General features: G+C 53.0%; 22 protein-coding genes. 7 read left to right on the top strand and 15 right to left on the bottom strand.

The window, feature by feature from the left end:
• Window positions 1-473 precede the first annotated feature (473 nt).
• Window positions 474-1076, bottom strand: coding sequence for a transcriptional repressor LexA (gene lexA, locus AB1L42_RS07080; RefSeq protein WP_367052868.1), 603 nt, complete (start codon window positions 1074-1076; stop codon window positions 474-476).
• Window positions 1077-1216: 140 nt separating this feature from the next.
• Window positions 1217-2407 (bottom strand): VCBS repeat-containing protein, encoded by a 1191-nt coding sequence (locus tag AB1L42_RS07075; RefSeq protein ID WP_367052866.1) that lies wholly within the window; start codon window positions 2405-2407, stop codon window positions 1217-1219.
• 553 nt (window positions 2408-2960) lie between these two features.
• Here AB1L42_RS07075 and AB1L42_RS07070 point away from each other — a divergent pair.
• Entirely contained in the window at window positions 2961-3983 is a 1023-nt protein-coding gene (locus AB1L42_RS07070) for a glutamine synthetase beta-grasp domain-containing protein (RefSeq protein WP_367052864.1), read from the top strand.
• A gap of 130 nt (window positions 3984-4113) precedes the next feature.
• Here AB1L42_RS07070 and AB1L42_RS07065 read toward each other — a convergent pair whose 3' ends face one another.
• Together AB1L42_RS07065 and AB1L42_RS07060 are read right to left on the bottom strand one after the other, a co-directional pair.
• Window positions 4114-5109 carry a serine/threonine-protein kinase gene (locus tag AB1L42_RS07065; RefSeq protein ID WP_367052862.1) on the bottom strand — a complete coding sequence of 332 codons (996 nt, stop codon included), beginning with the start codon at window positions 5107-5109 and terminating at the stop codon, window positions 4114-4116.
• A gap of 261 nt (window positions 5110-5370) precedes the next feature.
• A complete protein-coding gene (locus AB1L42_RS07060) occupies window positions 5371-6414 on the bottom strand; it encodes a DUF1559 domain-containing protein (RefSeq protein WP_367052860.1) in 1044 nt (347 codons plus the stop codon).
• Window positions 6415-6606: 192 nt separating this feature from the next.
• Between AB1L42_RS07060 and AB1L42_RS07055 the strand changes: the two genes are divergently transcribed.
• Complete coding sequence (locus tag AB1L42_RS07055; protein WP_367052858.1) at window positions 6607-7767, top strand: amidohydrolase family protein; 1161 nt, start codon at window positions 6607-6609, stop codon at window positions 7765-7767.
• Between the two features lie 62 nt (window positions 7768-7829).
• Here AB1L42_RS07055 and AB1L42_RS07050 read toward each other — a convergent pair whose 3' ends face one another.
• The 3 genes from AB1L42_RS07050 to AB1L42_RS07040 all read right to left on the bottom strand — a co-directional run bounded on the left by AB1L42_RS07050 (window position 7830) and on the right by AB1L42_RS07040 (window position 9773).
• Window positions 7830-8573 carry an NIPSNAP family protein gene (locus AB1L42_RS07050; RefSeq protein ID WP_367052856.1) on the bottom strand — a complete coding sequence of 248 codons (744 nt, stop codon included), beginning with the start codon at window positions 8571-8573 and terminating at the stop codon, window positions 7830-7832.
• A 54-nt stretch (window positions 8574-8627) separates the two neighbouring features.
• On the bottom strand, window positions 8628-8789 hold the full coding sequence (locus tag AB1L42_RS07045) for a DUF6800 family protein (protein ID WP_197441121.1): 162 nt from the start codon (window positions 8787-8789) through the stop codon (window positions 8628-8630).
• A gap of 237 nt (window positions 8790-9026) precedes the next feature.
• Window positions 9027-9773 carry an SDR family oxidoreductase gene (locus tag AB1L42_RS07040; RefSeq protein WP_367052853.1) on the bottom strand — a complete coding sequence of 249 codons (747 nt, stop codon included), beginning with the start codon at window positions 9771-9773 and terminating at the stop codon, window positions 9027-9029.
• A gap of 253 nt (window positions 9774-10026) precedes the next feature.
• On the opposite strand from AB1L42_RS07040, the gene xylA reads away from it, so the two are divergent.
• Window positions 10027-11340: a xylose isomerase gene (gene xylA / locus AB1L42_RS07035; protein ID WP_367052851.1), complete on the top strand. Its 1314-nt coding sequence runs from the start codon at window positions 10027-10029 to the stop codon at window positions 11338-11340.
• A 125-nt stretch (window positions 11341-11465) separates the two neighbouring features.
• On the opposite strand, the gene AB1L42_RS07030 is transcribed toward xylA, so the two are convergent.
• Window positions 11466-12734 carry a tetratricopeptide repeat protein gene (locus AB1L42_RS07030; protein WP_367052849.1) on the bottom strand — a complete coding sequence of 423 codons (1269 nt, stop codon included), beginning with the start codon at window positions 12732-12734 and terminating at the stop codon, window positions 11466-11468.
• Between the two features lie 133 nt (window positions 12735-12867).
• On the opposite strand from AB1L42_RS07030, the gene AB1L42_RS07025 reads away from it, so the two are divergent.
• The gene (locus AB1L42_RS07025) at window positions 12868-13923 is read left to right on the top strand and encodes an FAD-binding oxidoreductase (protein ID WP_367052847.1); all 1056 of its coding nucleotides are present in this window, start codon (window positions 12868-12870) and stop codon (window positions 13921-13923) included.
• Window positions 13911-14480, top strand: a complete 570-nt coding sequence (locus AB1L42_RS07020; RefSeq protein WP_367052845.1) for a class I SAM-dependent methyltransferase — start codon at window positions 13911-13913, stop codon at window positions 14478-14480. Before AB1L42_RS07025 ends, AB1L42_RS07020 begins: the two co-directional genes overlap by 13 nt.
• A 38-nt stretch (window positions 14481-14518) precedes the next feature.
• Here AB1L42_RS07020 and AB1L42_RS07015 read toward each other — a convergent pair whose 3' ends face one another.
• Together AB1L42_RS07015 and AB1L42_RS07010 are read right to left on the bottom strand one after the other, a co-directional pair.
• Window positions 14519-15844 carry a hypothetical protein gene (locus AB1L42_RS07015; RefSeq protein ID WP_367052843.1) on the bottom strand — a complete coding sequence of 442 codons (1326 nt, stop codon included), beginning with the start codon at window positions 15842-15844 and terminating at the stop codon, window positions 14519-14521.
• Window positions 15845-16294: 450 nt separating this feature from the next.
• Complete coding sequence (locus AB1L42_RS07010; protein WP_367052841.1) at window positions 16295-19498, bottom strand: PVC-type heme-binding CxxCH protein; 3204 nt, start codon at window positions 19496-19498, stop codon at window positions 16295-16297.
• 282 nt (window positions 19499-19780) lie between these two features.
• On the opposite strand from AB1L42_RS07010, the gene asnS reads away from it, so the two are divergent.
• Both asnS and AB1L42_RS07000 read left to right on the top strand, forming a co-directional pair.
• Window positions 19781-21166 carry an asparagine--tRNA ligase gene (gene asnS, locus AB1L42_RS07005; protein ID WP_367052838.1) on the top strand — a complete coding sequence of 462 codons (1386 nt, stop codon included), beginning with the start codon at window positions 19781-19783 and terminating at the stop codon, window positions 21164-21166.
• A 183-nt stretch (window positions 21167-21349) separates the two neighbouring features.
• Window positions 21350-21649, top strand: a complete 300-nt coding sequence (locus tag AB1L42_RS07000; RefSeq protein ID WP_367052836.1) for a MazG nucleotide pyrophosphohydrolase domain-containing protein — start codon at window positions 21350-21352, stop codon at window positions 21647-21649.
• 90 nt (window positions 21650-21739) lie between these two features.
• On the opposite strand, the gene AB1L42_RS06995 is transcribed toward AB1L42_RS07000, so the two are convergent.
• From AB1L42_RS06995 to AB1L42_RS06975, 5 genes are all read right to left on the bottom strand, one after another.
• Window positions 21740-21865: a hypothetical protein gene (locus tag AB1L42_RS06995; protein WP_367052834.1), complete on the bottom strand. Its 126-nt coding sequence runs from the start codon at window positions 21863-21865 to the stop codon at window positions 21740-21742.
• A 135-nt stretch (window positions 21866-22000) separates the two neighbouring features.
• Complete coding sequence (locus AB1L42_RS06990; RefSeq protein ID WP_367052832.1) at window positions 22001-22873, bottom strand: hypothetical protein; 873 nt, start codon at window positions 22871-22873, stop codon at window positions 22001-22003.
• Between the two features lie 55 nt (window positions 22874-22928).
• Window positions 22929-23594 (bottom strand): hypothetical protein, encoded by a 666-nt coding sequence (locus tag AB1L42_RS06985; protein WP_367052830.1) that lies wholly within the window; start codon window positions 23592-23594, stop codon window positions 22929-22931.
• Window positions 23595-24009: 415 nt separating this feature from the next.
• Window positions 24010-24351: a membrane protein insertion efficiency factor YidD gene (gene yidD, locus AB1L42_RS06980; protein WP_367052828.1), complete on the bottom strand. Its 342-nt coding sequence runs from the start codon at window positions 24349-24351 to the stop codon at window positions 24010-24012.
• An 83-nt stretch (window positions 24352-24434) separates the two neighbouring features.
• Window positions 24435-24947: a hypothetical protein gene (locus AB1L42_RS06975; protein ID WP_367052826.1), complete on the bottom strand. Its 513-nt coding sequence runs from the start codon at window positions 24945-24947 to the stop codon at window positions 24435-24437.
• Between the last annotated feature and the right edge of the window lie 124 nt (window positions 24948-25071).

The following is a 25071-nucleotide window of genomic DNA, read 5'->3' as shown; positions in this document are numbered from 1 at the left end:
GAAAGCTTGAAATCGACCTCGTTGCATCATGCTGAAAAGGTCTCCAGCTTGAATTGTGTCTCCGGGAAAGAATGCTGATCCGTCTTGGATTCTAGTCCCGAGAAATGAACGGGACAAGATTTGCCCGAGCCTGCGCACCGAAGTTGCATTGAATATCACAAAGAAACCGCGAAAAAGTGACTCGAATGCCACAACGCCCGCCGGAACCTTCAAAACCCGGACAGGGAGACTTCATCCCAAGACGCCACCAATCGCTGCATTCAAATCAATTTCAACAAAGGCATTGAACCCGCACTTCGAGAGGTGACCATCACGCCCGCACAGCACTTCAAATGACTAAGGCGAGAGAAATCGACTGCCTCATGAAGCGAACCGCAGACGCGACTTTTCCCACCACTCGAACTCTATCCTCGCCCTCGGTGATCTCAACAAGCCTTATAGAGTCACCAAGAGAACACTGACCGGGCAACGCGTCAATAGTTCCTGATGACTCCCACGAGAACGCCAAGAACCTCGACGTTGCTGGAAAAGATGGGGCTCATCAACGAGTTGGCAGGCTCCAGACGGAAACGTCCGTCTTCGCGATAGAAATGTTTGAGAGTCGCTTCTTCGCCATCCACCAGCGCAGCCACAATCTCTCCCTGATGAGCAGTCGACTGCTTTCGGATCACCGCAAAATCACCGTCAGCGATATGATCCTCGATCATCGATTCGCCGCGGACTTTCAGACAGAAATGATCATCGTCGTTAAAGAGATGCGCGAAATCGATCTCTTCCAGATCTTCCACAGCGAGAGTCGGTGAACCAGCTGCAATCTGCCCAGCCAGCGGCAACGTCACTTTGTCCCGACCAATCGATTCCGTCAATCGAATCGCTCGAGACATGTTCTGCTCACGCGTGATGAGCCCTTTCTTCTCGAGGGCTTTAAGGTGACACATCACACCGTTGGGCGACTTGATCCCAAAACTCCCACCAATCTCCCGCACGGTTGGACCGTAACCGCGATTCACAATTCGATCTTTGATGAACTCATAAATCGCCTGCTGACGAGGCGTGAGCTTAGACTGATCGCCCATCGCGTTCTCCTTTTGAGGAAAGCCACATCCGGATTAGTGTTCGTTAATTCAGGAAATATACTCCTGTCCACGGTTCAAGTGTACCCTAGACTTCTGGATTTGGCAATATTCATGCAGATCGCAACTGGCCGGCTCGAAAGTCACTTCGATTTGTTCAGCAGTACCTGCGTCCCATCCTTGCCTGCCACGACGATATCGATGTCTCCATCACCCTCAAGATCAGCCGTTCGAATCTGCAATCCAATCCCGACTGTGCCGCTCTCGATGATGTGCTTTTCGAAGTGACCCTGTTCGTCGATCGTGTAGTAGCAGATGAGCGGAGGATCCATTCCACCCGGATCCCGTCCGTTGTGAGCACGCACACGCTTGCCGGAAATCAACTCCTCCCGTCCATCTCCGTCGAGATCAGCAAAGTGAATGCAGTGGAGTTGTGAGAATTCGTCGTCGATCACTTCTGTTCGAAACGCGATCTTGCCGTCTTCTCCGACTTCTTCTGCATAGGAGATCATCAAACCGAAGTCATGCGGATTCCCCCAGACGACGTCATTCCGTCCGTCCTGATTCATGTCTCGCACGATCACAGGATCGCTCCAATGAGCTTCCCAATCCGCGTGGTATCGCCATTGACCGACCAGTGGATCACCTTCCGGACACTCATGCCAGCCGGTGCCAGTCAGGATGTCGTCACGCCCATCGTTGTTGATATCTCCGATTCCGAATCCGTGTCCCTGCCCGGTTTCACAGATCAGATTCCGAGTCAACACTGGGACCTCAATCTCGAGCGTTGCCCCACCCTTGCCAGGAGCAGTTTGAGTCTCTGTGCTGAACTTCCAGACGATCAACGGATTGTCTTTGTTCCACGAGTTTGACACCCACTCCGGAACTCCATCTTTATCAAAGTCGTGAAGAAAGCTGGCTTCGTTCTGACCGAATCCGGTATCGACAAGCAGATGTTTCGGCCACTGAAAACCTTGCTTCAGCTGTTCGCTTCCAGGATTCTCGTACCAGTAAACCTCAGTTTGGAAGAACCCACCAGCCACGACGTCTGGCCGCCCATCGCCATTCACGTCATGGACGAAATCGCCGTTGGAGTGAACGTACCCGTTCACATCTTCAAACCCACGAACCGGTCGGGCGACCCAGTCTCCGTTGCGGAACCAGAAGCGACCTGCCGCGACATCCAGCAGACCATCACCATCGAAGTCTGCGACGGCGCACCCTTCATTGGCGTCCACGGCCAACCACCGCACATCAAATTTGACTGGGTGTTCACCAATCGCAGGCGCCACTGACAACAAGTAAATCCCCAGACAGATTGCAAAGTGTCTCATTCAACAGTTCCTCAGTGGTGACTTCTTCGAGAATGTCCAAACCGAATCTTCGCCGACTCACGCGGAAAGAATCAACTCATCAGAAAACTTTCTTGCGTTCTGCAGAGAAACTTCAGAGGCTGTTATCCGGAGATCGCAGCCGTGGCGATTGCTGGATTCGCGAACAGCTTCAAGATATGATCGAAACCAGCTCCTCGACGTCAGCAGATTCGTGTGGTACGCGACTTGCTACACAGAGAGCCAGAGACTTGGATGCTGTACTTTTAGGCGATTCATGCAAGGACATAGACAGCACGGCCAGCAACTTGCACAACTTTCAAGCAACACTGCTGAACGGAACAGCAACCTGTTCCCCAATCTCTTGCAGGAAGCAATTCAGGTAGTCCCTCTTTCAACATTTCACAAAATTTGAGAGTCGGGAACACCTCCGACTACTTCGGGCGTTTCACTTCTGACGTCCGCGCTCGAAAATCGGAAGTCACTTCGGTTGCAGGCCCTCCTGCAGATTCCTGGTTGACGTCAGGTGAACGAATTTTTCAAGGAACAAACTAGAATGAGCAGCACTAAGGCAAAACTCGAGTACATCTGGCTGGACGGATACAAACCGACTCAAAGCCTTCGCGCCAAAACCAAGATCGTCAAAGACTTTAGCGGCAAACTCGAAGACTGCCCAATGTGGAGCTTCGACGGCTCCTCAACGATGCAGGCCGAAGGTGGATCATCCGACTGCTTGCTCAAACCTGTCGCAATTTACAAAGACCCTGCCCGAAAAAACGGCTGGTTGGTCATGACAGAAGTCATGAACCCCGATGGAACTCCACACGAGTCGAATGGCCGTGCGACCATCCAGGATGACGACGACGACTTCTGGTTCGGCTTCGAACAGGAATACACGATCTGGGACATCAGTATTAACCGGCCAATCGGCTTCCCAGCTGAAGGTTACCCAGGTCCTCAAGGTCCTTACTATTGCTCAGTCGGTGCAACCAACGCCATCGGACGTGACCTTGTCGAAGAACACCTCGACGAGTGCCTCGAAGCTGGCCTCAATGTCGAAGGCATCAACGCCGAAGTGATGATGGGGCAGTGGGAATTCCAGTGTTTCTCCAAAGGCGCTCAGTCAGCTGGCGACGAAATCTGGATCGCTCGCTACCTGCTCGAACGCTGCGGCGAACGATACGGTTACAAGATCAACTGGCACTGCAAGCCAATGAAAGGAGACTGGAACGGTTCCGGAATGCACGCCAACTTCTCGAACTCCATTCTCCGAAACGCTGGCGACAAAGCAGTCTATGAAAAGATCTGCGAAGCTTTCGCTCCAACCGTCAACGATCACATCGCTGTCTACGGTGCTGATAACGATCAGCGTCTGACCGGTTTCCACGAAACCCAGCGAATCGACGAGTTCAGCTACGGCGTCTCCGATCGTGGAGCTTCGATCCGTATTCCGATCGCAACAGTCGAATCCGGCTGGAAGGGATGGCTCGAAGATCGCCGCCCAGCTTCAAACGCTGACCCATACAAGGTTGCTGCAGTCATCATCAAGACTGTCAAAGAAGCATGCAAAAACCTGTAGTCAGGTGAGGTGAGCTTCAACCGCTCATCGACGTGAGAAACGAGAAACGCCCGGCACTACACCGGGCGTTTTTCTTTTAGCTAGTTCAACTGCGATCGACGTCTCAGCAGCTATTCAAAAGTGTCACAGACTACAGCAGGGCATCTCTGGCATCGCGGACGTCAGCCATCATCTCTTGCACGGACTGATAGCGATCCTTCTTCTCTTTCTCGATCGCTCTCAGAATGATCGCTTCGAATGCTTCCGAGATATGCCTCTCCGGAGCGCGTTCGCGAGGCGGAACAGGTTCGTCGTGAATGATCAGATCGAAGGTCTTCCGAACCGTCTCCCCTCGAAACGGCTCTTTGAGAGTCATCAGCTCATAGAGCATCACGCCCATACTGAAGACGTCCGATCGCTCATCAATCCCCTTATGCCCCAGAATCTGTTCCGGTGACATGTACAACGGAGTCCCTGGCAACTGCCCGGACCGGGTGAGCGTTCTGAGTTGCTCTTTATCGTGCGTCTTGGAATCTGGATGGGGCTTGAAGTCTTCCGGTTCCCACGGTGGATCTTCAACTCCCCAGACTTTCGCGACGCCCCAATCGAGCAGAACAACTTCCCCGAACTGTCCCAGCCAGACGTTCTCCGGCTTAATATCACGATGGATGACTCCGTGGGCGTGAGCAAACGCAAGCGCCTGACTCACCTGCAGGAAGATCTCGACCAGCTCAGACATTGGATACGCTTGAACGGCACTCTGATCGCGATTGGCCAGTCGCTTAATTGCTTCGTAAAGATCTTCCCCACGCAGCAACTTCATTGAGAAGAAGAGGGAATCCCCTTTCGTTGTCCCGATCTCGTACACAGGGATTGTATTTGGGTGCGCAAGCTGGGCTGTCACTCGGGCTTCTCTCAAGAATCTACGCCGCTCTTCCTCGTCGTTTCTCAGCTCATACCGAAGCGTTTTCCTCGCCACCATGCGACCGACAATGTTGTCGAAGACCGCTTCGAGATAGGCTTTGCGTCCATTAAACAAGAGTCGCTCATCGGTGTACCTGGAATATCCTTCCTGAAACATTTCAGGCAGATCCCGATCAGTCCCGGAGAGAATGATCTGAGGATATCCATCAGTTGGGTTCGCCACGACTGATTCCTTTTGTGTTGCTGATTGAGCGCCGTGTAAGTTTTCAGGGTTTGACCCGAAGTTGACTGTCCCACAGCCTTCATCATAAAGCAACTCCAGACCATTTCCATGGCGACCCAACACGCATGCGAGCCGACCTGCCACCCAACGGGATCTGATGCGAGCATTTTCTGATCTTGTGTGCACGATCTCGCACAAGCGAGCACAGCCTCTTCACATATGAAACAGCGCAAGCGAGTGCACAGAAAGGAGCAACTTGCTCTAGAACCGTGGAATCGTCTCCTGGCCGTCGATGGTGGAAAGATGCTGCAACACGCCAAACGGAGCAACTGGATTGGAATCGATCTCTTCAGACAAGAACCTGACCGACCCGTCAGCGAACACACAATGGACACCTCCCGGATGCCCACTGCTTAACCCGGGAGAATAGGTTCCAGTCGATGGACGATTAATCCTCTCGTGCGTTGACGTCAACACGTGCTGCTGAAGAACCGGGTCCGAAACTCGCGCCCAATGCGAACCACCCTGCGACAATCCCGATTGAAGCACTGGAGCATCTTCAACATGGTCAAGCCTGCCGCTCACTTCTCCAATGAGCAGAGTTGTCGAAATCCCGTCCGTCAGATCGATAAAGCGAGTGCGGCTATTCAAGAAGAACGCCCCTCCCGGCAACTCACACCCCCTCATCTCCGAATCGTCCTCACCTTCCTCGTTCGAGATAGCTGGTATATGACACGGCAACTCCATCCACTCCGGACCAGTCATGGCTGCATAGCTCGTCGTTGCATAATTCGTCACTCCGACTCCGGGCTCAATCCGTGCAATCAATGTCGGTGAGAAATCCGACGAACAACGTACACATGGCAGTTCAGTCGCCACAGCGCTCTGATTGCTGAGGTTATTGGTGAGTCGATCGGATTGTTCAGACTCTCCCAGTGTCTTACGCAAGCCATCATGGAAGTCGATCTTCTCATAGAGGGGTTGTTGATCCAGGTGAGGCAACAACATCGCGAACCAGCCCCAACCGCTTTCGATTGAAGACTGCACTGCCCCCGGACTATCAACGTAACCGGGCGGCAAAGTTTCGTGAGCGTCGCTGTACCCGTGCAGCGCGAGGGCGATCTGCCGAAGATTATTCTTACACTCCGTCGCTCGAGCTGCCTGCCGAGCCCGGTTGATCGCTGGCACCAGCATGGTAATCAGAACCATGATGATTCCAATCGTCACCAGAAACTCCACAAGCGTGAAACCAGCCCATGAACGCTCACTCCGTGACGCAATCGACACTCGCTTCGAATCTGCCACGTTCAAGTTTTCACCTGCGTCTCTCAAATTGATACGAACCACCAGAATCGAGTTGCATTCCAACAATCCCCAAGGACCGCTCCGAATTCGAGAGAACGAGCCGTGGGTGTCCCCATTCGCCGGGAGTATCTACGATGCGAACGTCGCTCGTGTTGGAGAAAGCCGTTCACGAAACACAGAAACCGATTTCCCATGCAAATCATCGCTAGAGACTACCGTACCGCAGCGCCGATCGAAATCACGATCAACGGCGAAATCATTGAGAAGATCACGGCGATCGACTCGACACAAGCGCTTCCGTTCGTCGCCCCCGGCCTGTTCGACCTTCAAATCAACGGTTACGGCGGAATCTGGTTCAGCGACGAAAACCTGACGGTCGAGCAAGTTCTGAAGACACTCGAGCAACACTTTCAACATGGGATTACCCACCTTTTCCCCACGTTGATCACGAACTCACAAGAAGCGCTAGAACACGGGTTTTCCGTCGTTCGCAAAGCCTGCGAACAGGAACAGTGGGCCGACAAAATGGTTCTGGGATGCCACCTGGAAGGCCCCTACATTTCCAGCGAAGATGGCCCGAGAGGCGCTCACCCCATCGACCATGTTCGAAAGTGCAGCTGGGAAGAAGTCGATGCCCTTCAGCGAGCGTCCGGCGACCGCATTCGACTTGTCACTCTCGCTCCCGAATCGGAAGGCGCGGCCGAATTTATCAGACAGACAGTGAACTCGAACATTACCATTTCAATCGGACACACTGCAGCAACAGCCGACCAGATTGCCGCAGCAGTGGAAGCTGGAGCAACACTCAGCACGCATCTCGGAAACGGAGCACACGGCACACTCCGCCGCCACCCGAATTACATCTGGGATCAACTCGGCGAAAAACGTCTATCTGCCAGCATCATTTCCGACGGACATCATCTGCCTGCTTCAGTTGTCCGGTCGATCTTCTACGCAAAGGGATTAGAGAAAACGATTCTCACTTGCGACGCGTCCGGTTTGGCGGGATGCCCTCCCGGAGAGTACGACTACCACGGCGGTCGATTTGAAGTCCTCGCCGAAGGTCCAATTGTCATCGCTGGCCAGCGACAACTTCTCGCAGGTTCAGGCGTTCAGACAGATGTCTGCGTCGCAAAAATGATTGAGATGACAGGCTGCACGCTTGAGCAAGCATGGACGATGGCAACGACCAACCCGGCTCGAGTCAACGGCGTAAAATGCGCTTCCCTCACAGTGGGAGCACAAGCAGATTTGACCCTATTCGATCACTCTCCCGAGACGCACGAGTTGAAAATCAACTCAACCATCGCGCAAGGCAAGAGAGTCTTCGACTCTGAAAGCGCAAAGAATTGACGATAACTGAACCGGCAGCGACGCGAGGATGCTTCAGCGAGATTGAAGCAGGCACACGCAGATTATTTGCTCTGCGGTGAGTAATCGGTCAGCTTCATGTAAACGCTGAGTGGCCGTTCAGCGAGAATTTTTCCGTCAGCTTCCGAAGCAGCACGGGCCGTCTGCCACTCGGGATCCTGACCGAATGCTTTCCAACCAGCTTTGGCTGTTTCAGCATTGTCGTAGTCCAGAACGTAGACAAGCGTGTTCTGAGATCGTTCGTCGGTCGGCGTCCAGTAGCCGTACGACTCAAGCCCATGGCGAGCGAAGATCTTTTTCGTATGATCTCGAAACCGAGCATTCAACGCATCAAGACGATCTTCGAGAGTTGTGTAAATCCGAAGCTCGTATAACCGATCGGAACCGGGACTAACGACTTCCGGAGAATAGTCGACCTCAGTCATATAGGTGACTTCCGGAGCCTTCGCCAGAATTTTTCCGTGGTCTTCACGACTCTTGGCAGCGACTTCTTTCCATTCCGGATCGTTTCGAAATCCATCCCAGGACGCCTTCGCAGCATCGGCGTCCTTGTGCTTGAGCAGATAAATTAAGCGTTCGTCGCTCTCATCGACGGGAGTCCAGTAGGCGACGTTTTCGATCCCATGCCGTTCGAAGATTCGCATGGTGTGGTTTTTGAAACGCGAGTTGAGTGCTTCCAGTTTTCCGGGCTCGCATGTGTAAACACGCAGCTCGTAGAGCCCATCACCGGCTTGAACCGCCGAGACCAAACTCAAACACACCAGGAGCGCAGCCAAAACCACTCGCATCGTCGGACCTCTTTCCGGATAACGTCAACAGAATAGACTGACTTCGCCGAGACTCTACTCGAAGGTCGCAAACGGGCTCACTCGCTGAGCCTTTTCAACAATCGTTGCTTTCTCCGCATCGCTTTTCGCTTCTGCGTAGCGTTTTCTCAGTGCTTTCAACTTCGTGCGACGTGCTCGACGTCGAGCCAGTTCACGTGATCTTTCAATTCGCCCCATTGTGGCAATTCAACTTTCAGAGGAAACAAATGTTCACAGCACTCAAAACAGGATTGAGACGCGGAACGCAACAGAATACAAGTCGCCCTCTGCCCGGTCAACGCTTCAGTGATTCAATCTCCTGACCAATCTCCCGGTTTCTGTGTCGGTCGACCAGCCTCATACGTTCAACAGTTGCCTGAATCGAAGGCGAAAAATGCCTCTCGAATCGAAATGAAACCGACTCAACCCGTGAAGTCACATCGTCCGCCCGCCGTCGAGGACGACGCACTGGCCAGTCGTCATCTTTGTCCCCAACGCCAGATACATCACCGCATCTGCGACATCTTCGGGAGTTGAACATCGAGGGATCGGATATTCTGAAGTGAACTTCTGGATCTTCTCCTCAGTCATCCATTCTCGCAGCCATCGCGTGTCAATCGGCCCGGGACAAACAGCATTCACGCGCACTTCCGGAGCCAGGACTTTCGCCAGAGATTTGGTCATCGTGTTGATCGCCCCCTTGCTGGCACAATAGGCGATTGATGACCCGAAGCCGCTGATCCCCGCTACGGAGCTGATATTCACAATCGCCCCATCCCCTGATGCCTTCAGCATTTCCGCTGCAGCCCGCGACACAAAGAAGGTTCCTTTCAGATTGACATCCAGAATCCGATCCCACTTCTCTTCGGTCATTCCGTCGAGATCTTTGTGTTCGACGAAGTGAGTACAACCAGCATTGTTAACGAGAACATCGAGCCTTCCGAAACGCTCGGAAACCTGTTCGATCATCGACTTCACGGCAGCATCGTCGCTGATATCGCACTGAATAAGAAGTGCCTCGACTCCGCAAGCCTGCGCTTCATCAACCGTCTGTTGAGCCTCCGCCTCACTTCGTGAGTAATTGACGATGACGTGAAATCCACGCTTGGCAAACTCGAGGACGCAAGCTTTCCCGACTCCGGTCGCTGATCCAGTCACAAGTGCAACACGTTGATCCGCCATAAAATCCAACCTTTTCATCAAGACATCAATGCGTTGTCCGTGCCAACAAGGCATTTCTCGGATCGGAAGAGGTCAATCAGCACGAGCAGACACGGTAAGGAACCACTGACGAGCATTCAATCACTCAGCCAATCTGACATCGTTTGCCCCCGGTCTTCCCGATCGAATCGTCATCCTTTCTTCTATATTTCGAGTCCATTACACTTCTCAGCCAATTCAGCGAATTCTTATCCGATTCAGAGAGATCATCGTCATGGCCGAGTTTTTTCCAGAAATCCCCAAAATCCAGTACGAAGGCCCGGAAAGCAAAAATCCACTCGCTTACAAGCACTACAACCCAGACGAAATCATCGAAGGTCAGTCGATGAAAGACCTGTTCCGCTTCAGTGTGTGCTACTGGCACACATTCCGCGGAACCGGCAGCGATCCGTTCGGAGCGGGGACTTTGCAGCGACCTTGGGATGACGGAAGCGACTCAATCGAAAACGCACTGAAACGCGTTGACGTTGCCTTCGAATTCATCACAAAGCTCGATGTCCCATTTTATTGCTGGCACGATCGCGACGTCGCTCCTGAAGGCAGCTCTCTGAAAGAAAGCCACGCGAACTTTGACAAGATCGCAGCCAAGCTGAAGGAAAAGCAGGACGAAACCGGAGTGAAACTGCTCTGGGGAACCGCGAACCTGTTCAGCCATCCGCGATACATGCACGGTGCAGCTACCAGCTGCAATGCAGACGTCTTTGCTTACGCAGCGTCACAAGTCAAAAAGGCGATTGAAGTCACTTACGAACTGGGTGGCGAGAACTATGTCTTCTGGGGCGGCCGAGAAGGGTACATGAACTTGTACAATACCGATATGAATCGGGAACTCGACCATCTCGCCAAATTCATGCACATGGCGCACGACCACGCCAAGTCGATTGGTTTCGACGGACAGTTCCTCTTCGAGCCAAAGCCGAAAGAACCGACCAAGCATCAATACGATTTCGATGCAGCTGCCTGTCTGAACTTCATTGGACGCAACGGTCTGGACGGAATTGTGAAGCTCAACATCGAAACCAACCATGCGACACTCGCAGGCCATTCGATGATGCACGAGCTGGAATACGCTCGCATCCACGATGCCCTCGGTTCAATCGATGCTAACACCGGAGACATGCTGCTCGGATGGGACACCGACCAATTCCCAACTGACATTTACCTGACGACACAAATGATGCTCGTCATCCTGAAGCAGAAAGGTCTCGGCACCGGGGGAACCAACTTCGACGCGAAAGTTCGTCGTGAAAGCTTCGAACCGATCGACCTGTTCCATGCACACATCGGAGGCATGGACGCATTCGCTCGCGGAGCCAAAGTTGCCGCAGCCATCCGCAAAGACGGACTTCTCGACGAGTTCGTCAAACAGCGATACTCAAGTTTCGATTCCGGAGTTGGTTCTAAAATCGAAGACGGTTCAGCGACATTCGCAGACCTTGAATCGTACATGCTCGAAAAAGGTGAAGCGGACGCCAACACATCAGGCCGCCAGGAATACCTTGAGAATCTGGTCAACCAGTACCTGTAAGGGAACGGTTTTACTCGATCCATGAGAATTCGAAACCGCCCGTTGGCTTCACGTCGACGGGCGGTTTTCTGTTGCGCAGTCCCCGTCAAATTCGTAGCGATTGAGCGACTCTTTCGCAGAGCGGGCTATGTCGTTGGCATCGAATCAATGTCAAACAATTCGAGCCGCTGGCGGGCAACATCTGCCCACGGGCCTCGCTGATCGTGCTTGAGATATTCGGACCAATGCTCTCGTGCCGAGCTGACATCGTCCAATTCGAAAAGCGTTTCAGCGAGATGATAATGCGCGTCGGGATATTCCGGAAGAATCGTCAGCGCGACCAGAAAAGCAGTTTTCGCGGCCTGCAGATCATTCAACTCGCGATGCAGACATCCGATCTGCGTCCAGGCTTCCAGAAACTCATCGTCGTGCTCAACGGCGGTGTAATATCGCTCCAACGCGCCTTCGACGCTTCCAAGACGATAGAGACACTCTCCAATCTGGAAGTGCACATCCGAGCTTGAAGGAGACGCCATCGCTGCCAGACGAAAGGCTTCAAGAGCATCTTTCACGCGACCAGCATCGTAAAGCCGACAGCCTTCCACCAGCCAATCCCGCTTTGTGGTCAAGTCGACGGAAGATGTCGCTTCATCTTTGACGACATCGGAAAACAGAATCGACTCCGGTTCGTCGAACGTCGTCAGATCGGGTGTTTCCGGAGCGGGACGGTCGAAATCGAAAACTCGCTGACCCGATTCGGGAAGGACCAAACCGTGCGCATCGCGAACCAGCACTCCGAGGCTGTGAGCGAGAATTTCCAGCTGTTCCAGCGGACGTTCATCCCCTCGCTGAACCGACGGAAGTTTTTTCAGCCCGTCTTCCAACTCCTGTCGCTGAATCCCGGAATCGAGCAATTCACTCAGCCTGCGTGCACTACTCACTTCGCGAAAATCGAAATACGGCAGCCGATGCACCCTGCGGACGGGGTGAATCATGCCGATTCGCTCCCAACGTCGGATCACGTGGACAGAAATCCCCAGAATGGACGAAAGCATCGCCGGAGTGTAGAGGCGATGAACTTCTTCGCGGTAATCGTTCAACCCGAGTAGTGTGAGCCACTGGGATTCATTGATCACTTGAATCTCTGCCCCAGCTTCCAGCAAGCGATCGACTTGTTGCAGCTTGACCGAGGGTTGCCCGTTGTCATCGAGTGGCCAACCTTCTTCGCCAATCACAATCATCGTCAATTGACGACTGACGTGCTCGACCGCTGTTCCCCCATTTTGCTCAACAAGGCCGGCAGCTTCGGAATGCGTCATCGAAGCCAAAGTTCCGGTAAACGTCACACGTTCCCCCTGCAGACAGGGAGAACTGTCGGTGGACGAGAGATCACCGGAGAAGAGAGGCTGAGACATGGTCGATCGTGTTGACATAGGTTGCCGAAACCCGAACATATCCAACAGGTGCCTTCACGGCAAATCGATCGTCAGGAATTTCTGAAGACTTCCCCCGCTGAGCAGATTTCCGGCGGCTAATCCTCACAACCTCATGCAGCAAGTCGACGCAATTATCGTTGGTCAGGGGCTCGCCGGAACGACGCTGGCGTGGACGCTTCTCGATGCTGGCCTGGATTTCGTTGTTCTCGACCGAAAAACCCGGACTTCGGCCTCCGAAGTTGCTGCCGGGCTGATGACTCCCATCACTGGCCGCCGCTTTGCGTTTCAGCCGGATTGGGATGTCGACTGGGAAGTTGCCTCGACGTTTTATCGTTCCATTGAACAACGCATCAATGCAGAGCGACTTTTCCACAATGTTCGAATGACGCGTCTCTTCCGCTCCGATGAGGAAGCAGGCGTTTTCCACTCGAAAGCTGAAGGTCGACTGGACGAGTCCATTGACTGCAAACCCGCCGCTCATGATCCGACTCTAATCCGTGATTTTTACGGCGGATTCGAAATGTCGGGTGGGAAACTGAACGTCTCCGAATACCTCACCCTGTCTCGGGACTGGCTTCAAAATTCCGGCCGTCTGGTTTCAGCTGATCTCGACCTGCAAGCCCCGTTGACAATTCAGCAGGGACGTGTCGAATTTCCGGAGTTCGAATTGTCCTCTCGCTGGATCATTTACTGCACAGGATTTGTCTCATCTCCTGCGGAGTTTCTCTCATCGATTCAATTCAATCCCGCGAAAGGAGAGGTTTTGGACCTCGAACTGACTTCACACAATTTGCCCGAAGTGATTCATCGGGGAATCTGGATCGCCTCACAGCGAGAAGACTCGATTCGCGTCGGCGCAACCTATAAGTGGAGCGACCTGAGCGATGTCCCAACCCGTGAAGGACGGCAATGGTTGCTCGATCGTCTTAGCGAGTTCTTTGTTCCAGAGACGAGAGTCGTCGGGCACATGGCAGCTGTTCGCCCGACCATGCATGACTTTCAACCAGTTGTTGGAATCCATCCGCACTTGCCGAACGTGGGAGTCTTGAACGGGCTGGGATCGAAGGGATCGCTGACTGCTCCTCGGCTTGCGCAAGCGCTCGTCGCACAAATGCTGCATCAAACACCCGTTCCCGGAAAGGTTTCACTCTCGAGATGGTACAACTGACCGAACTTGCTCACTCGCTCCTTCGAGATGTCGTTCGAACTGGTGATCTGGCCATTGATGCCACTGCCGGGAACGGCCACGACACACTTTTTCTCAGCGAGCTTGTCGGTTCGATCGGCCGGGTGATTGCGTGCGACGTCCAACAAGAAGCGCTGGACTCCACTCACAAATTACTTCAGCAACACGACAAAGAGAACGTCGATCTCGTCCTCGAAAGCCATGCGACGTTGCTACCTCGCATTGCTGAAGAGGCTGCGCAGATCGCATCCGCCGTCATGTTTAACCTTGGGTACTTGCCGGGCGGAGACAAAACCCGAACAACAACAGCGGACTCGTCGAGTGTCGCAATTCGGGCAGCGACTCTGCTCTTAAAACCGAATGGAGTCCTGACTGTGACTGCTTATGTCGGACACCCCGGAGGACTCGACGAAGCGATTCGTGTTGAAGAACTCATTCAGACACGCTGTGAGTCGGACGAATTCGAATCACTTTACGAACCGCTAATCGACTCGAGCAGTAATGCACCGCGATTGTATGCGATCAAGCGGCGGCGCTAACGTCGAGAACACGTCGTCAAAGAGACTTCGAAAGAGATCTAACGGAACAACTGAAGCCGACGGCTTGTTTGCGTGTTGCTCGTATTGTGAGTCGGTCGAACAGTGCTCTTCGAGACAGACAATTGTTCGTCGTCCAAGTCCTGAGTGAACTGGAGATGCGGTAATCTTGGGCGAAAGATCACCATCAGCAGCAGCGGGACATACCACAGCAGGTAGACGCCCCCCTGCTGCGTGTACCAAAGCTGAGTTCCGATCACAGCAGCCGCAGATTGTGCAAGCAGCACCTCGACATTTCTACGTCCGGGGAAGAGCGTCATCAGTGTCACCATGATGAAATACAGTGCCATCACAGGCCATCGATAAGGCGATACATAGTTCGCTTCCTTCCAGAATCCGGAGGAAAACTCGCTCTGTGAAAGAACCGCCAACGGAACGTTGATCGTCCCAATCGTTTTCTGAAAGAAGGATTCCGAGTCGATCGATGTCAGAGCCAGGCTCAAGAGCAACACGACCGCCACACCCGTCAATGCCATGACGAACTTTGGAGCCCCTTTTCGCCCGTAAAATGCTGCCCAAATCGGAAGCAGGAAGAGCGGAAATACAAGTGTTCCGCAAGCAAGGCCGAGCAAGACCCCTGATACGATCGGTTTGCGAAAAGCAACAAATGCCCAGGTGATCAAAGCGGCCGGGAGAACGTGATTGAACTCGCCGACGTTGTAAGCGGTACACGGCAACAACAAATACAGCGTCGCCATCGCGACTCCGATACTCTTGTCGCCGAATAAATTCCGGCCCACAAACCACAACCCAGTGATGACTGCCGCGTGGGCGAGAATCGCCAGAAACGGAGGCCCAAAGTCTTCGAAGATCAGCGCGATCGTTGCGAGAACCGCAGTTGCAGGTCCACTCGCGACTTGCTGTGCTGCATCTTCGCTTGGGTCCGTAGCTGTCCTGCTGACAAGCTTCTCTGCTCTCTCAATCGTGACTTCGGTCGTCCTCGGCAACGACGACGTAATCGCTTGCGTCATCAAGAATGCGAAGACCGAGAAACAAAGAAAGGCCAGACCATGCGTGTTCAGGTTCTGCCCAAGGTACGGTCGGCGACCCAGAAGCGGATCGACGAGCATTCGCACCAGAAAAGTACATGCCACAACGAACAACCAGACATGCCCCAACGTCTGGGTCACATCACTCTCTGCTGCCACGAACAACAATCCGGGCGAAGCTGACAGCAGCAGTGCCAAATCCAGATTACGCAGCGAGAACACACGCATAAATCTGAAGTAGACAGCTACGATCAACAGCAGAGAAAGATAGAACCAGGTTGGTTGGTTGACGTCAAAATTCGGCAGCAACAGGTCCATTCGACACCTGCGAAAACATGATTATCACGTCCTGATTGCACAACATCGCTGCGATCAACGCATGGACCGACGTTGTGCGAGGTTGAATTGCAGACCTAATGACTGCAACACAAATCATCACCACGGATCATCAGTGCACGAATCTAAAATCGAGTCCAGTCGTTACGAAAATTCCCACTTCCGTCCTGGATCACGAACCAATTTGCATTACGCGAACTGCTGAGAAGCCGATTCCCCAACCAGACTTCTTAACAATTTGCATCGTTCATGATACATCTTTTTTCGTCTGTTTCAAAGGATCAAAGCCAGACGAGGCCCGATTGAGACACTTCTCTCTCCGATTGTGATCTTATCAACAGTCGCGAATGAGACTCTCATTCGATTCAAGTTTCGTGGTTTCGAACCAACTATCCGAACCGATTCATTGAGATTCCGGTCGATTCACAGCCTTCAGCGTGTCGGGCGAACCGGTGTTGGCTGCGATAGAAATGCGAACAGATCGATCAAATCCTCATCTGACAGCTGTTTCGTGACACCGTCAGGCATGATGGACGTTGCGATCGCCTGCAGGACTTGGATCGATTCTCGAGAGACTTCGGTCAACGAATTGTCCGCGTGTCGCATCACAACCGTCGCTGGTGTCTGGTCTTCAATTAACCCGGTCAGAATGCGGCCATCCACCGTCGCAATCTGATATTGTGTGAACTCCTCGCGGATTCCCGCCGAGGGATCGACAATCGCCAACAGCATGAAATCGAGATTGTCTCGCTCGTAGCCGGTCAGGTTGGGACCGATGACTCCTCCCTCATCAAAGATTTTATGGCAAACTCCGCAGTGCTTCGCGAAGAGAGCCTTACCCTTCGCCAAACTCCCCTCCTGGTCGTTTGATTTGGTCAGCAACGACTTCAACCGCTCGATTTCACCCAGTTTTTCTTCGGGAGTTGATCGTACTCGCCCCCAGTGCTTTTGAATCAATCGATCCACTTCAGGGTTGGCATGCAGACGCATCTGATTGACCACATCAAACCCGATGGCTTCCGCTGGAATGCGAAAAGCATCGACTTCCGCCAAGAGTTGCTCACTCCAACCCGGTCGGCTGGCAAGGACTCGGTGGGCTGTCTCGCGAATTCCATGTTCGTCGGGAAGAGCCGAGTGGTAAAGCTGACAGATTGTTGTTCCGATGCGTGGATCAGGAAAGGACATCAGCGAATTCATCGCAGCGTTCTTGATCGTGCTTCCGTACGAACCTCTCAAAAGTTTGAGGAGGACAGCGACCGACTCGGGGTGTCGACCTTCTCCGAACTCTTTAATCAACGCGAGGCGAAGACTGCTGTCCGTCTGACTGGACTCGACCGCATTCAATGCTTGATCGAGAGCCTGCTTTTCTCCCAGCCTCAGATTGAGCAGCAGATCTGATTTTCCGACGAGTTGTTGATGTTCCAGAATCTGTTGCCGTAGCTGATTCGGAATCTCAGTTAGGTCTCGCCCTTGGTATGACTCCAGAAAACTCGCGAGGAGGATGCCTCTGGTTTCAGAACCTGGAGCAAGCGCGAGCAAACGCTCGCAGTCAGCGAGCCCGGAAGCTTCTGTTTCTTCGTCGAGAATGGCGTACTGACTCAGAGCAAATCGTTTCATGAGACGCGGCAGAATTGTCTCCCGGACGATTTGAAGCTCCCAAAGCGACGAATCACTCAGCCAGTCGAAGATCTGATCCCGTGGTGATCGCGCATCCGAGGGCGTTAACAATACACCGACCTGCGGGGAATCATTTAATGGGACTGTTCCCGTGTGACCTTCAATTGCCCACCACAACATAAGAGGCATGTGCGGGTCGAGTCTGTCGTCTTCGTTCTTCAGAAGATTTTCGATGAGCGGCAGAGCGATAGCTGTTTCGAATCGTCTCGCGGAAGAAGCGAGTTGTGACCGAACCTGGATATACGGTTCCGTGGCCGAAAGTTCCTCGAGCGTTTTCGCTGTTGAGGGCGCAACCTTTCGTTGATCCCCGAGTAGTCGAATCACCCAACGACGGATATGCGGGTTCTCGTGACTCAGAAGCTCGCGCCCCCAAGCTTCATCAAATTCGCCTGCCCAGTTCAAAGCCCAGAGTGCCTCAAGTGCTCCCGGAGCAGAGCTGAAAGCAAGGTCTTTCAGTTGATCAATCGTGTCGCTTTGATCAAGTTCACTGCCGGTGAAGAACAACCGTTCGCCCAAGACTCGAACCGCTGTCTGCTTAATGAATTTGTTGGGATGATCGAAGTGCTCGATCAATTCCATATTCGAAAGCTGTGAGAGATCCCATTTCGGATCACTGTCTGATGAGTCGGCAGCTCGAATGCGATAAATTCTTCCGCTCGATTTGTGCCAGTTGTCGCGAGGATCAACATGTGTCAGACGAGTGTCGTACCAGTCTGCGACATACACCGCTCCGTCAGGGCCAACCTTAAGATCCACCGGCCGAAACCATCGGTCATCAGTTGTGGCAACTTCAGGGAGATCGACTGTTCGATAAGTCGATCCCTCGGAAATCAGCTCGCTGGCCCACACGCGATTGTGCAACGCATTCGCTGCAATGACCTGACCGTTGAACCGCTCCGGAAGTGTTCCTCCTTCATAAATCACAAACGTCTGCGCAAAACGATCCCGGTCGCCCTCATGGCCCATGTGCTGAAAGAACCCGAATGCAAACGGATTCGTCAGTGGCCCATGCTTACCCCAGTTCTTGGTTCCATAAGAGCCCTGCGGATAATACATGCCGCGCGTATTGCCGTGATTGGTGCCGGAAAAGACTCGACCGACCGAGTCAATTTCTGTCGAGAAGGTGTTTCCGCCCCCTTCCGCATAGATCTCGAAGACCTGAGTCTTGGGATTGTATCGCCAGATATTCTGGCCTTCCCACTGCACGTTTGACCCTGCTCTGGAAGTCACTTTGCCTGTCGTCGTCGATCCATTCGCTGCGTAGATCCACCCGTCCGGTCCCCAATTCAAACTGTTGGCGACGGAGTGTGTATCTTCCAAACCAAACCCGGAAAGATGCACAACCGGATCACCATCGGGAACGGCATCTCCATCGGCATCCGGATAAAACAAGAGATAGGGGGGATTCAGCACCCAAATTCCACCATGTCCTGTCAACACTGACGAGGCGATGTTGAGTCCGTCGATCACCACGCGATGCGAGTCGTAAACTCCATCGGCATCGCTATCTTCAAGAAGAGAAATGCGATCGCGGCCTCGAACGTGGTTCGGAGGCGCAGCTGGGACTTTGTCGAAGACGGCCCGCAGATGCTGGTCGTAGCGGATGACCTTGAGCCCTTCGGGGAATGGATACTGTCGATATTCCACAACCCACAGTCTTCCGCGGTCATCAAAGTGAAGCGAGAGTGGCTGCTCAATCTCTGGTTCGGATGCGACAAGATCAATCGCGAGCCCTTCATCCAACTGAAACTGCTCGACAGCGACGGTGGCTGGTGTCGGCTGGCTGTCATCTCCAACTTCGCCGCGACCTTCGAAAGATCGAATCACACGCTCGACGTCCTCGTTTCCCGCGAGATCGTCTTTGTATTGATCCCTCGATTTCTCAACGTTCTGTCCGTGCAGAATCGATCCGCTGAACAGAAGGAGCAAGATACTTCCAGCAAGCAACGATCGTGACACCTGCCTGTGTCGCGGTTTGGGCTGTTTGTCAGGGCTTTTGTTTTGCTTGTTCGTACGAGTTCGCGAAGTCCATCTCGGAAATTGCTCTCGACGAGAAACAGCTTGAGACATGGAATTTTCCAAACCAGATTGCGGGGAAGGTGGTGTTCGCGACAACGAAGACGCGAACGGAAGGAAAAAACAGACAAAGCAGTCAAGTATCCACTCAAGAGTTTGGTGACTGAATCGCTTGTATTGAATAGGATACCGGCATTCATCCCCATGGAGGAAGGTCCTGAATCAATGGCGCGTCCATCCCACCGCATTGCCAGTTTACTGTACGAGATCGACCCTGGATCACAAGTCGTTGCTTCAGGTTGGGTGAGAACCCGACGTGATTCGAAGAACGGCTTTTCGTTCATCGAACTGAACGACGGGTCGTGCATGTCCAACCTGCAAATCGTGATCGACGCCAGCGTGCCCGGTTACGAGGAGCACATTAAGGAAGCAGGGACCGGCGCCAGCATTGAGGTTCGTGGAGAACTCAAAGAGTCACCCGGTTCGAAGCAGCGCGTTGAACTGCACGCGAGCGAATTCACGCTTCTCGGCAAAGCTGACGGTGACACCTATCCGCTTCAGAAGAAACGTCACAGCTTCGAGTATCTTCGTGAAATCGCCCATCTGCGACCTCGAACGAACACCTTCGGTGCCATCGCCCGGGTTCGCAATTGCGTGTGCAGAACAATCCACGACTTCTTCCAGGATCGCGGATTCCTTTACGTTCACACGCCGATCATCACGACCAGTGACTGTGAAGGCGCCGGGGAAATGTTCACGGTCACCACGCTGGATCAGATTGCCAGTTCGAAGGGAGACTACAGCGAAGACTTCTTCGGAAAGAAGGCGTCACTCACGGTTTCCGGTCAGCTCGAAGCGGAGATCTACGCTTGCTCTGTCGGCCCTGTTTATACATTCAGCCCGACGTTTCGAGCAGAGAACTCCAACACGACGCGGCATCTGTCTGAGTTCTGGATGATCGAACCAGAGGTTCCGTTCTTCGAACTCGAAGACAATATGCAACTCGCTGAGGAGTTCATCAAAACACTGGTGCAGAAGTGCGTCGACGAGTGTGCTGAAGACATGGCGTTCTTCAACGAACGAATCGACAATGAGATCATGACCACGCTTCGGAATATCCTCGACAACGACTTCCGAAGGATCTCGTACACTGAAGCTGTCGATCTTCTGCTTGCTTCCGGAAAAGACTGGGAATACCCCGTGTCATGGGGAACCAACCTGCAGGCAGAACATGAACGTTGGCTGACAGAGGAACACTTCGGACAACCGTTGATCGTCTACGACTATCCCCGGACGATCAAGCCGTTCTACATGTACTGCAATGAAGATGAAAAAACCGTGCGGGCGATGGACGTTCTCGTTCCGCGAGTCGGGGAAATTATCGGCGGCAGTCAGCGTGAACACCGCCTCGACGTTCTCGAAAAACGGCTCGTTGAATGTGGGCTCGACGCGGAAGAATATTGGTGGTATCTCGACCTGCGACGCTTTGGTTCGGTGCCGCATAGCGGATTCGGCCTCGGTCTCGAAAGAGCGATCCTCCTACTCACGGGGATGCAGAACATCCGCGACGTGATCCCGTTTCCACGAACTCCAAAGAACGCCGAATTCTAGAGCAAGTTGCTCTTTCCAGCTCACTCGCTTGCGATGTTTCATCAGACAAAACGCTGAGCTTGCTCGTGCGAGAAAGTGCAAACTCAATCAGAAAATGTTCTAGTCGCGTTTGACTTCGCACTGCTTCTTAATGCCCGCTCCAACTCCCGTTTCCAACACCCCATCTCCAACAGCGATTCGCCAATGACTCTTCGAGAACTTCAAGACCTCATTCAAGTGATGTATTCATCGAAAGATGAGCAACGAGGGATTGATGGCACGTTCATGTGGCTTCTAGAGGAGGTCGGCGAACTGGCCGGAGCGCTCCGCGAAGGAACGCAAGAAGAGATCGCCCGTGAGTTTGCCGACGTGCTGGCCTGGCTCGCGACGATTGCCAATGTCGCCAATATTGACCTGCAGGATGCCGTTCGTGAGAAGTACGGAAACGGCTGTCCGGGCTGCGGAGCGATGGTGTGTGCTTGCGGAATTGAAGAGAAGCCGTAACGTAAAGAAAACGTCCGCAGCGAAGTTTACATTCGCTCCGGACGTTTATTGAAATCGCCGCAAATTCACTTGCAGGTGAACACTGCCCGATTAGTTGAACTGCCAGCCGTAGCTGTTGAGCTCAAGCACGAGGAAAATACATCCCGTGATGAGCGAAGCGACTGCCACGAACAGCAGGCCAACATAGACATCTGGTGCTGGATCTTCTTTCGCCATAGTTTCTCTCCCTGTCTGACTCCCAGCGATTCGCTCTCGCTGAGATGCTGAGAATGTCTGTCACGTTGTGGGTTTGTCAAAAGGGAACTGAGAAGCGTCCCCGAATATTTCAATGATCACTCAGTCTTCGCAGACTTAAGTTCCGAGGCGAGAGGTGACGTTGTCGCCTTTCTGAATAATCCCGTTCTTCGCAGGGAGAACGACTTCGCCCACTGCACTGTCTGGAGCGACATCGACGACTCGAACGCGGCCGAGCCATTCGGAATTCGCTTCGTCGGATTTCAATCGAACGACATCCAGTTCATGTCCGACGATGAGGCCATCGTCTGAACCGATCGACATCGAAACGTATTGCACTCGGTTGGCGCGATTCTTACGAACATCGCGGACGAGTCCTTCAACTGGTGGCGGTGGAAGTTTCAGCTTTTCGACAACGTCTGGATCAGTTTCCAAACCGTTGGCAGCGACAACTCGTTCGAGGTATCCAACTTTTTCCAGCTGTCGGTTGTAGTTGGTCTTCAACTCAGCGAGGTTTGTTTCGAGAGTGAATTTTTCGTCTCGAAGATCACGATTGTCAGCGACGGACTTGTCGAGTGCGACGCGGAGTTTTTCGTTCTCGATGCGTTGCTTCTCAGCTTCTTGCTGGCGGAATCGTGCTTCGGCAGCTTTCGCTTCGGCGAGACCAGTCTGCTCAGCTCTCAGAGCTTCACGACGGTTACTTTCTTCTGTCAGATTCTTGATCTGCATTTCCATCGCCTGCTGCTGGGCAGCGAGACGGCCAGCCCGTTCTTCAGCGGCTGTCAGTTGAGTTTCGAATTCGGTCTTGGCAACCGTTAACTGTCCCTGAGCATCCGTTGTCGACTGACGCTGTAGAGCGAGTTCAGATTGAACTGCTTCATACTGCCCCTTCCAGTTCTGATGCATGGAATAGACAGCACCGGCGAAGGCCATAAACAGGATGCTGAGAACCACTTGCACAACGACAAGGATTTTACCGACGTATGACATGAACGAACTCCAGCGTGATCGTGGAAAGCTTCACTGACACCGAACTCTGGTTCAATTAGTTGACCGGAGCCGGATTGTATTCTTCCAATAGTTTTTGACGTTCTTTCGCCCGATCAAGCTGCTCCTGCAACTGATAATCGGTATCTCGGAGCTGTCCGAGCACTTCCCGCAGGCGGAACATGTCCGCTTCAACTTCCCTGACCTGCTGCCCAAGCCGAACCACGTCGTCGCGTCGGGCCTGAACTTGAGTTTCTAATTTGCTCGAATCAACAGACATCCCCGTCACTTTGTTCGACAACTCGTCGAATTCGGCGTTGATGGCTGTCAGTCGAGCTCGCAGCTGATCTACATAAGCAGTCAGAGCTGCGTCATCCATTTCATTCAATTTCTGCAGTGCAGCGATCTTCTCGCGAAGAGCAGGTTCCCGCTGTTGAAGGTTCTGCAATTCCTGCTGCTGCTTCTGATAGACTTCGTCCATGATCTTGGTCAAAACTTCCGGCAGCACTTTTGAGCTGGCGACTTGACCTTGATCACTTCCGCGAACAGCCTGCCAGGCACGGTCTGCACTGGGCGAACGCGTGATCTCGTAGGCATCGAAATACTTTTCGGACATCACACCCGACCAGTCCGGTCCGCCGAAAGTTGCTGCGATGGCAAATCCGACAAATCCCAGACTGGCGACTGTCACAAAAACTGCAAGGATTTTGCTGAACGAGGTCATTCTGGAGTGAATCCAACGTTGAGAGACTGACGCGAATCATCCTCGACAATTCTCGGAACATCAGGAACCAAAAATTCGAGAATGGAAAGAAGAGGAGAAGAAATCTCAGTCGTCCGTGGTCTCTTCAAACCGCGTGTCGGCAAATTGTATGGACATGATCGACAAAGGATGTGCTGTCTGAAAACTCAAATATAAGTCTCTTGATTCGACAGTCCGCTCGCAAGGGAAAATTCTCACGAGTTCATCTCGAATTCAAAACACGAACTCTCAGGTCAACATATCTTCTGCCAGTTGTTTCAGTTTCGGCATTCGCTGACAAATGTGGAGACAGAAGTCCCGGAGTTTCACAGAGTGATTCTTCTTCGACGTTCCTGACAGCGACTGTACCGATTATATGAGCAATTCATGCCGAGGGTTAAGGGGGGTCGTATCCGCCTTCGCAGAAGGGATGGCATCGACATAATCGATACAACCCTTTCCACGCCCCTTTGATTGGTCCGTGTTTTCGAACAGCTTGGATAAAATAGTTGCTGCAAGAGGGATAGAAGCGACACCGCCCACCCAGAAACGGCCCCAGCGTCACCTGATAAAGCTTGACCATCAAAATCAGGATGAACGACGCACTCCAGGAAAGTGCCTCGCGACATCGCGACCACAGACTCTTGTCTGCCGGGATGAGTTCCTTGGAATCGCGTTCCGTCAACTCGGATTGCTGGTTGCCCGGAACAGAATCACTGGTGGACAATTGAGAATTCATCGAGCGTTGTCACCTTGAATGAGATCGGTGATTCCGTCTTTAGCGGTTCTCGCAAAAAAACAAGAAACAGAGCGCGACACGATTTAGTGACATCCGCACGAACCGCACCCGCCTCCGGATGGAGCTGGCAATGCTACTGGGCCATCACTGCCGACCGGTTGAACTTCGATGATCCCCAAACCAGCTGCGGCAGCTTGCAGCGCGAGTTTCGTACACTCCGGACCTCGCTCATTCAGAACGTACAGAACCAGCTTGCCGCTATCGAGAATGCGTTCCATTTCAATCAGCTGGAGATCGAGATCCCAGTCGCTAATCCGCTGGTGCCAGTCTGCAAACTCTTGTTCAATTTGACGTTGTGATTCAAGTTTTGACTGCTGATCATCTTCGTTCGCCAACCGGATGACTTCAAATTCCGGCTCGGGAAACTCCTGATTCGGCTCAACAGGAGGACGGACGAACTCGAGAGCAGTCCCAATTTCCTCACCGCGATGAGTCCGGAGAATGACAACGTCCCCTCGCGATACGGACAGAGAGTCCGGAACGGCAGCCCGGGCAACTTCAGGAACTGCGCCAAAGCGGACAAGTACGACTGTCATCAATTTTACCATTTGTTTTGGAGCTCAATTCGCGATCAGTGCTGAAGCTGCAAAGGACAACGTTTGAGCGAGTTGCTGTTGCCTGAGAACTCTTTGGGACTCATCGCCGATCAACGGGTGAATT

Source organism: Thalassoglobus sp. JC818 (genome assembly GCF_040717535.1).
Taxonomy (GTDB): domain Bacteria; phylum Planctomycetota; class Planctomycetia; order Planctomycetales; family Planctomycetaceae; genus Thalassoglobus.
This window is presented reverse-complemented; position numbering and strand designations above follow the sequence as displayed.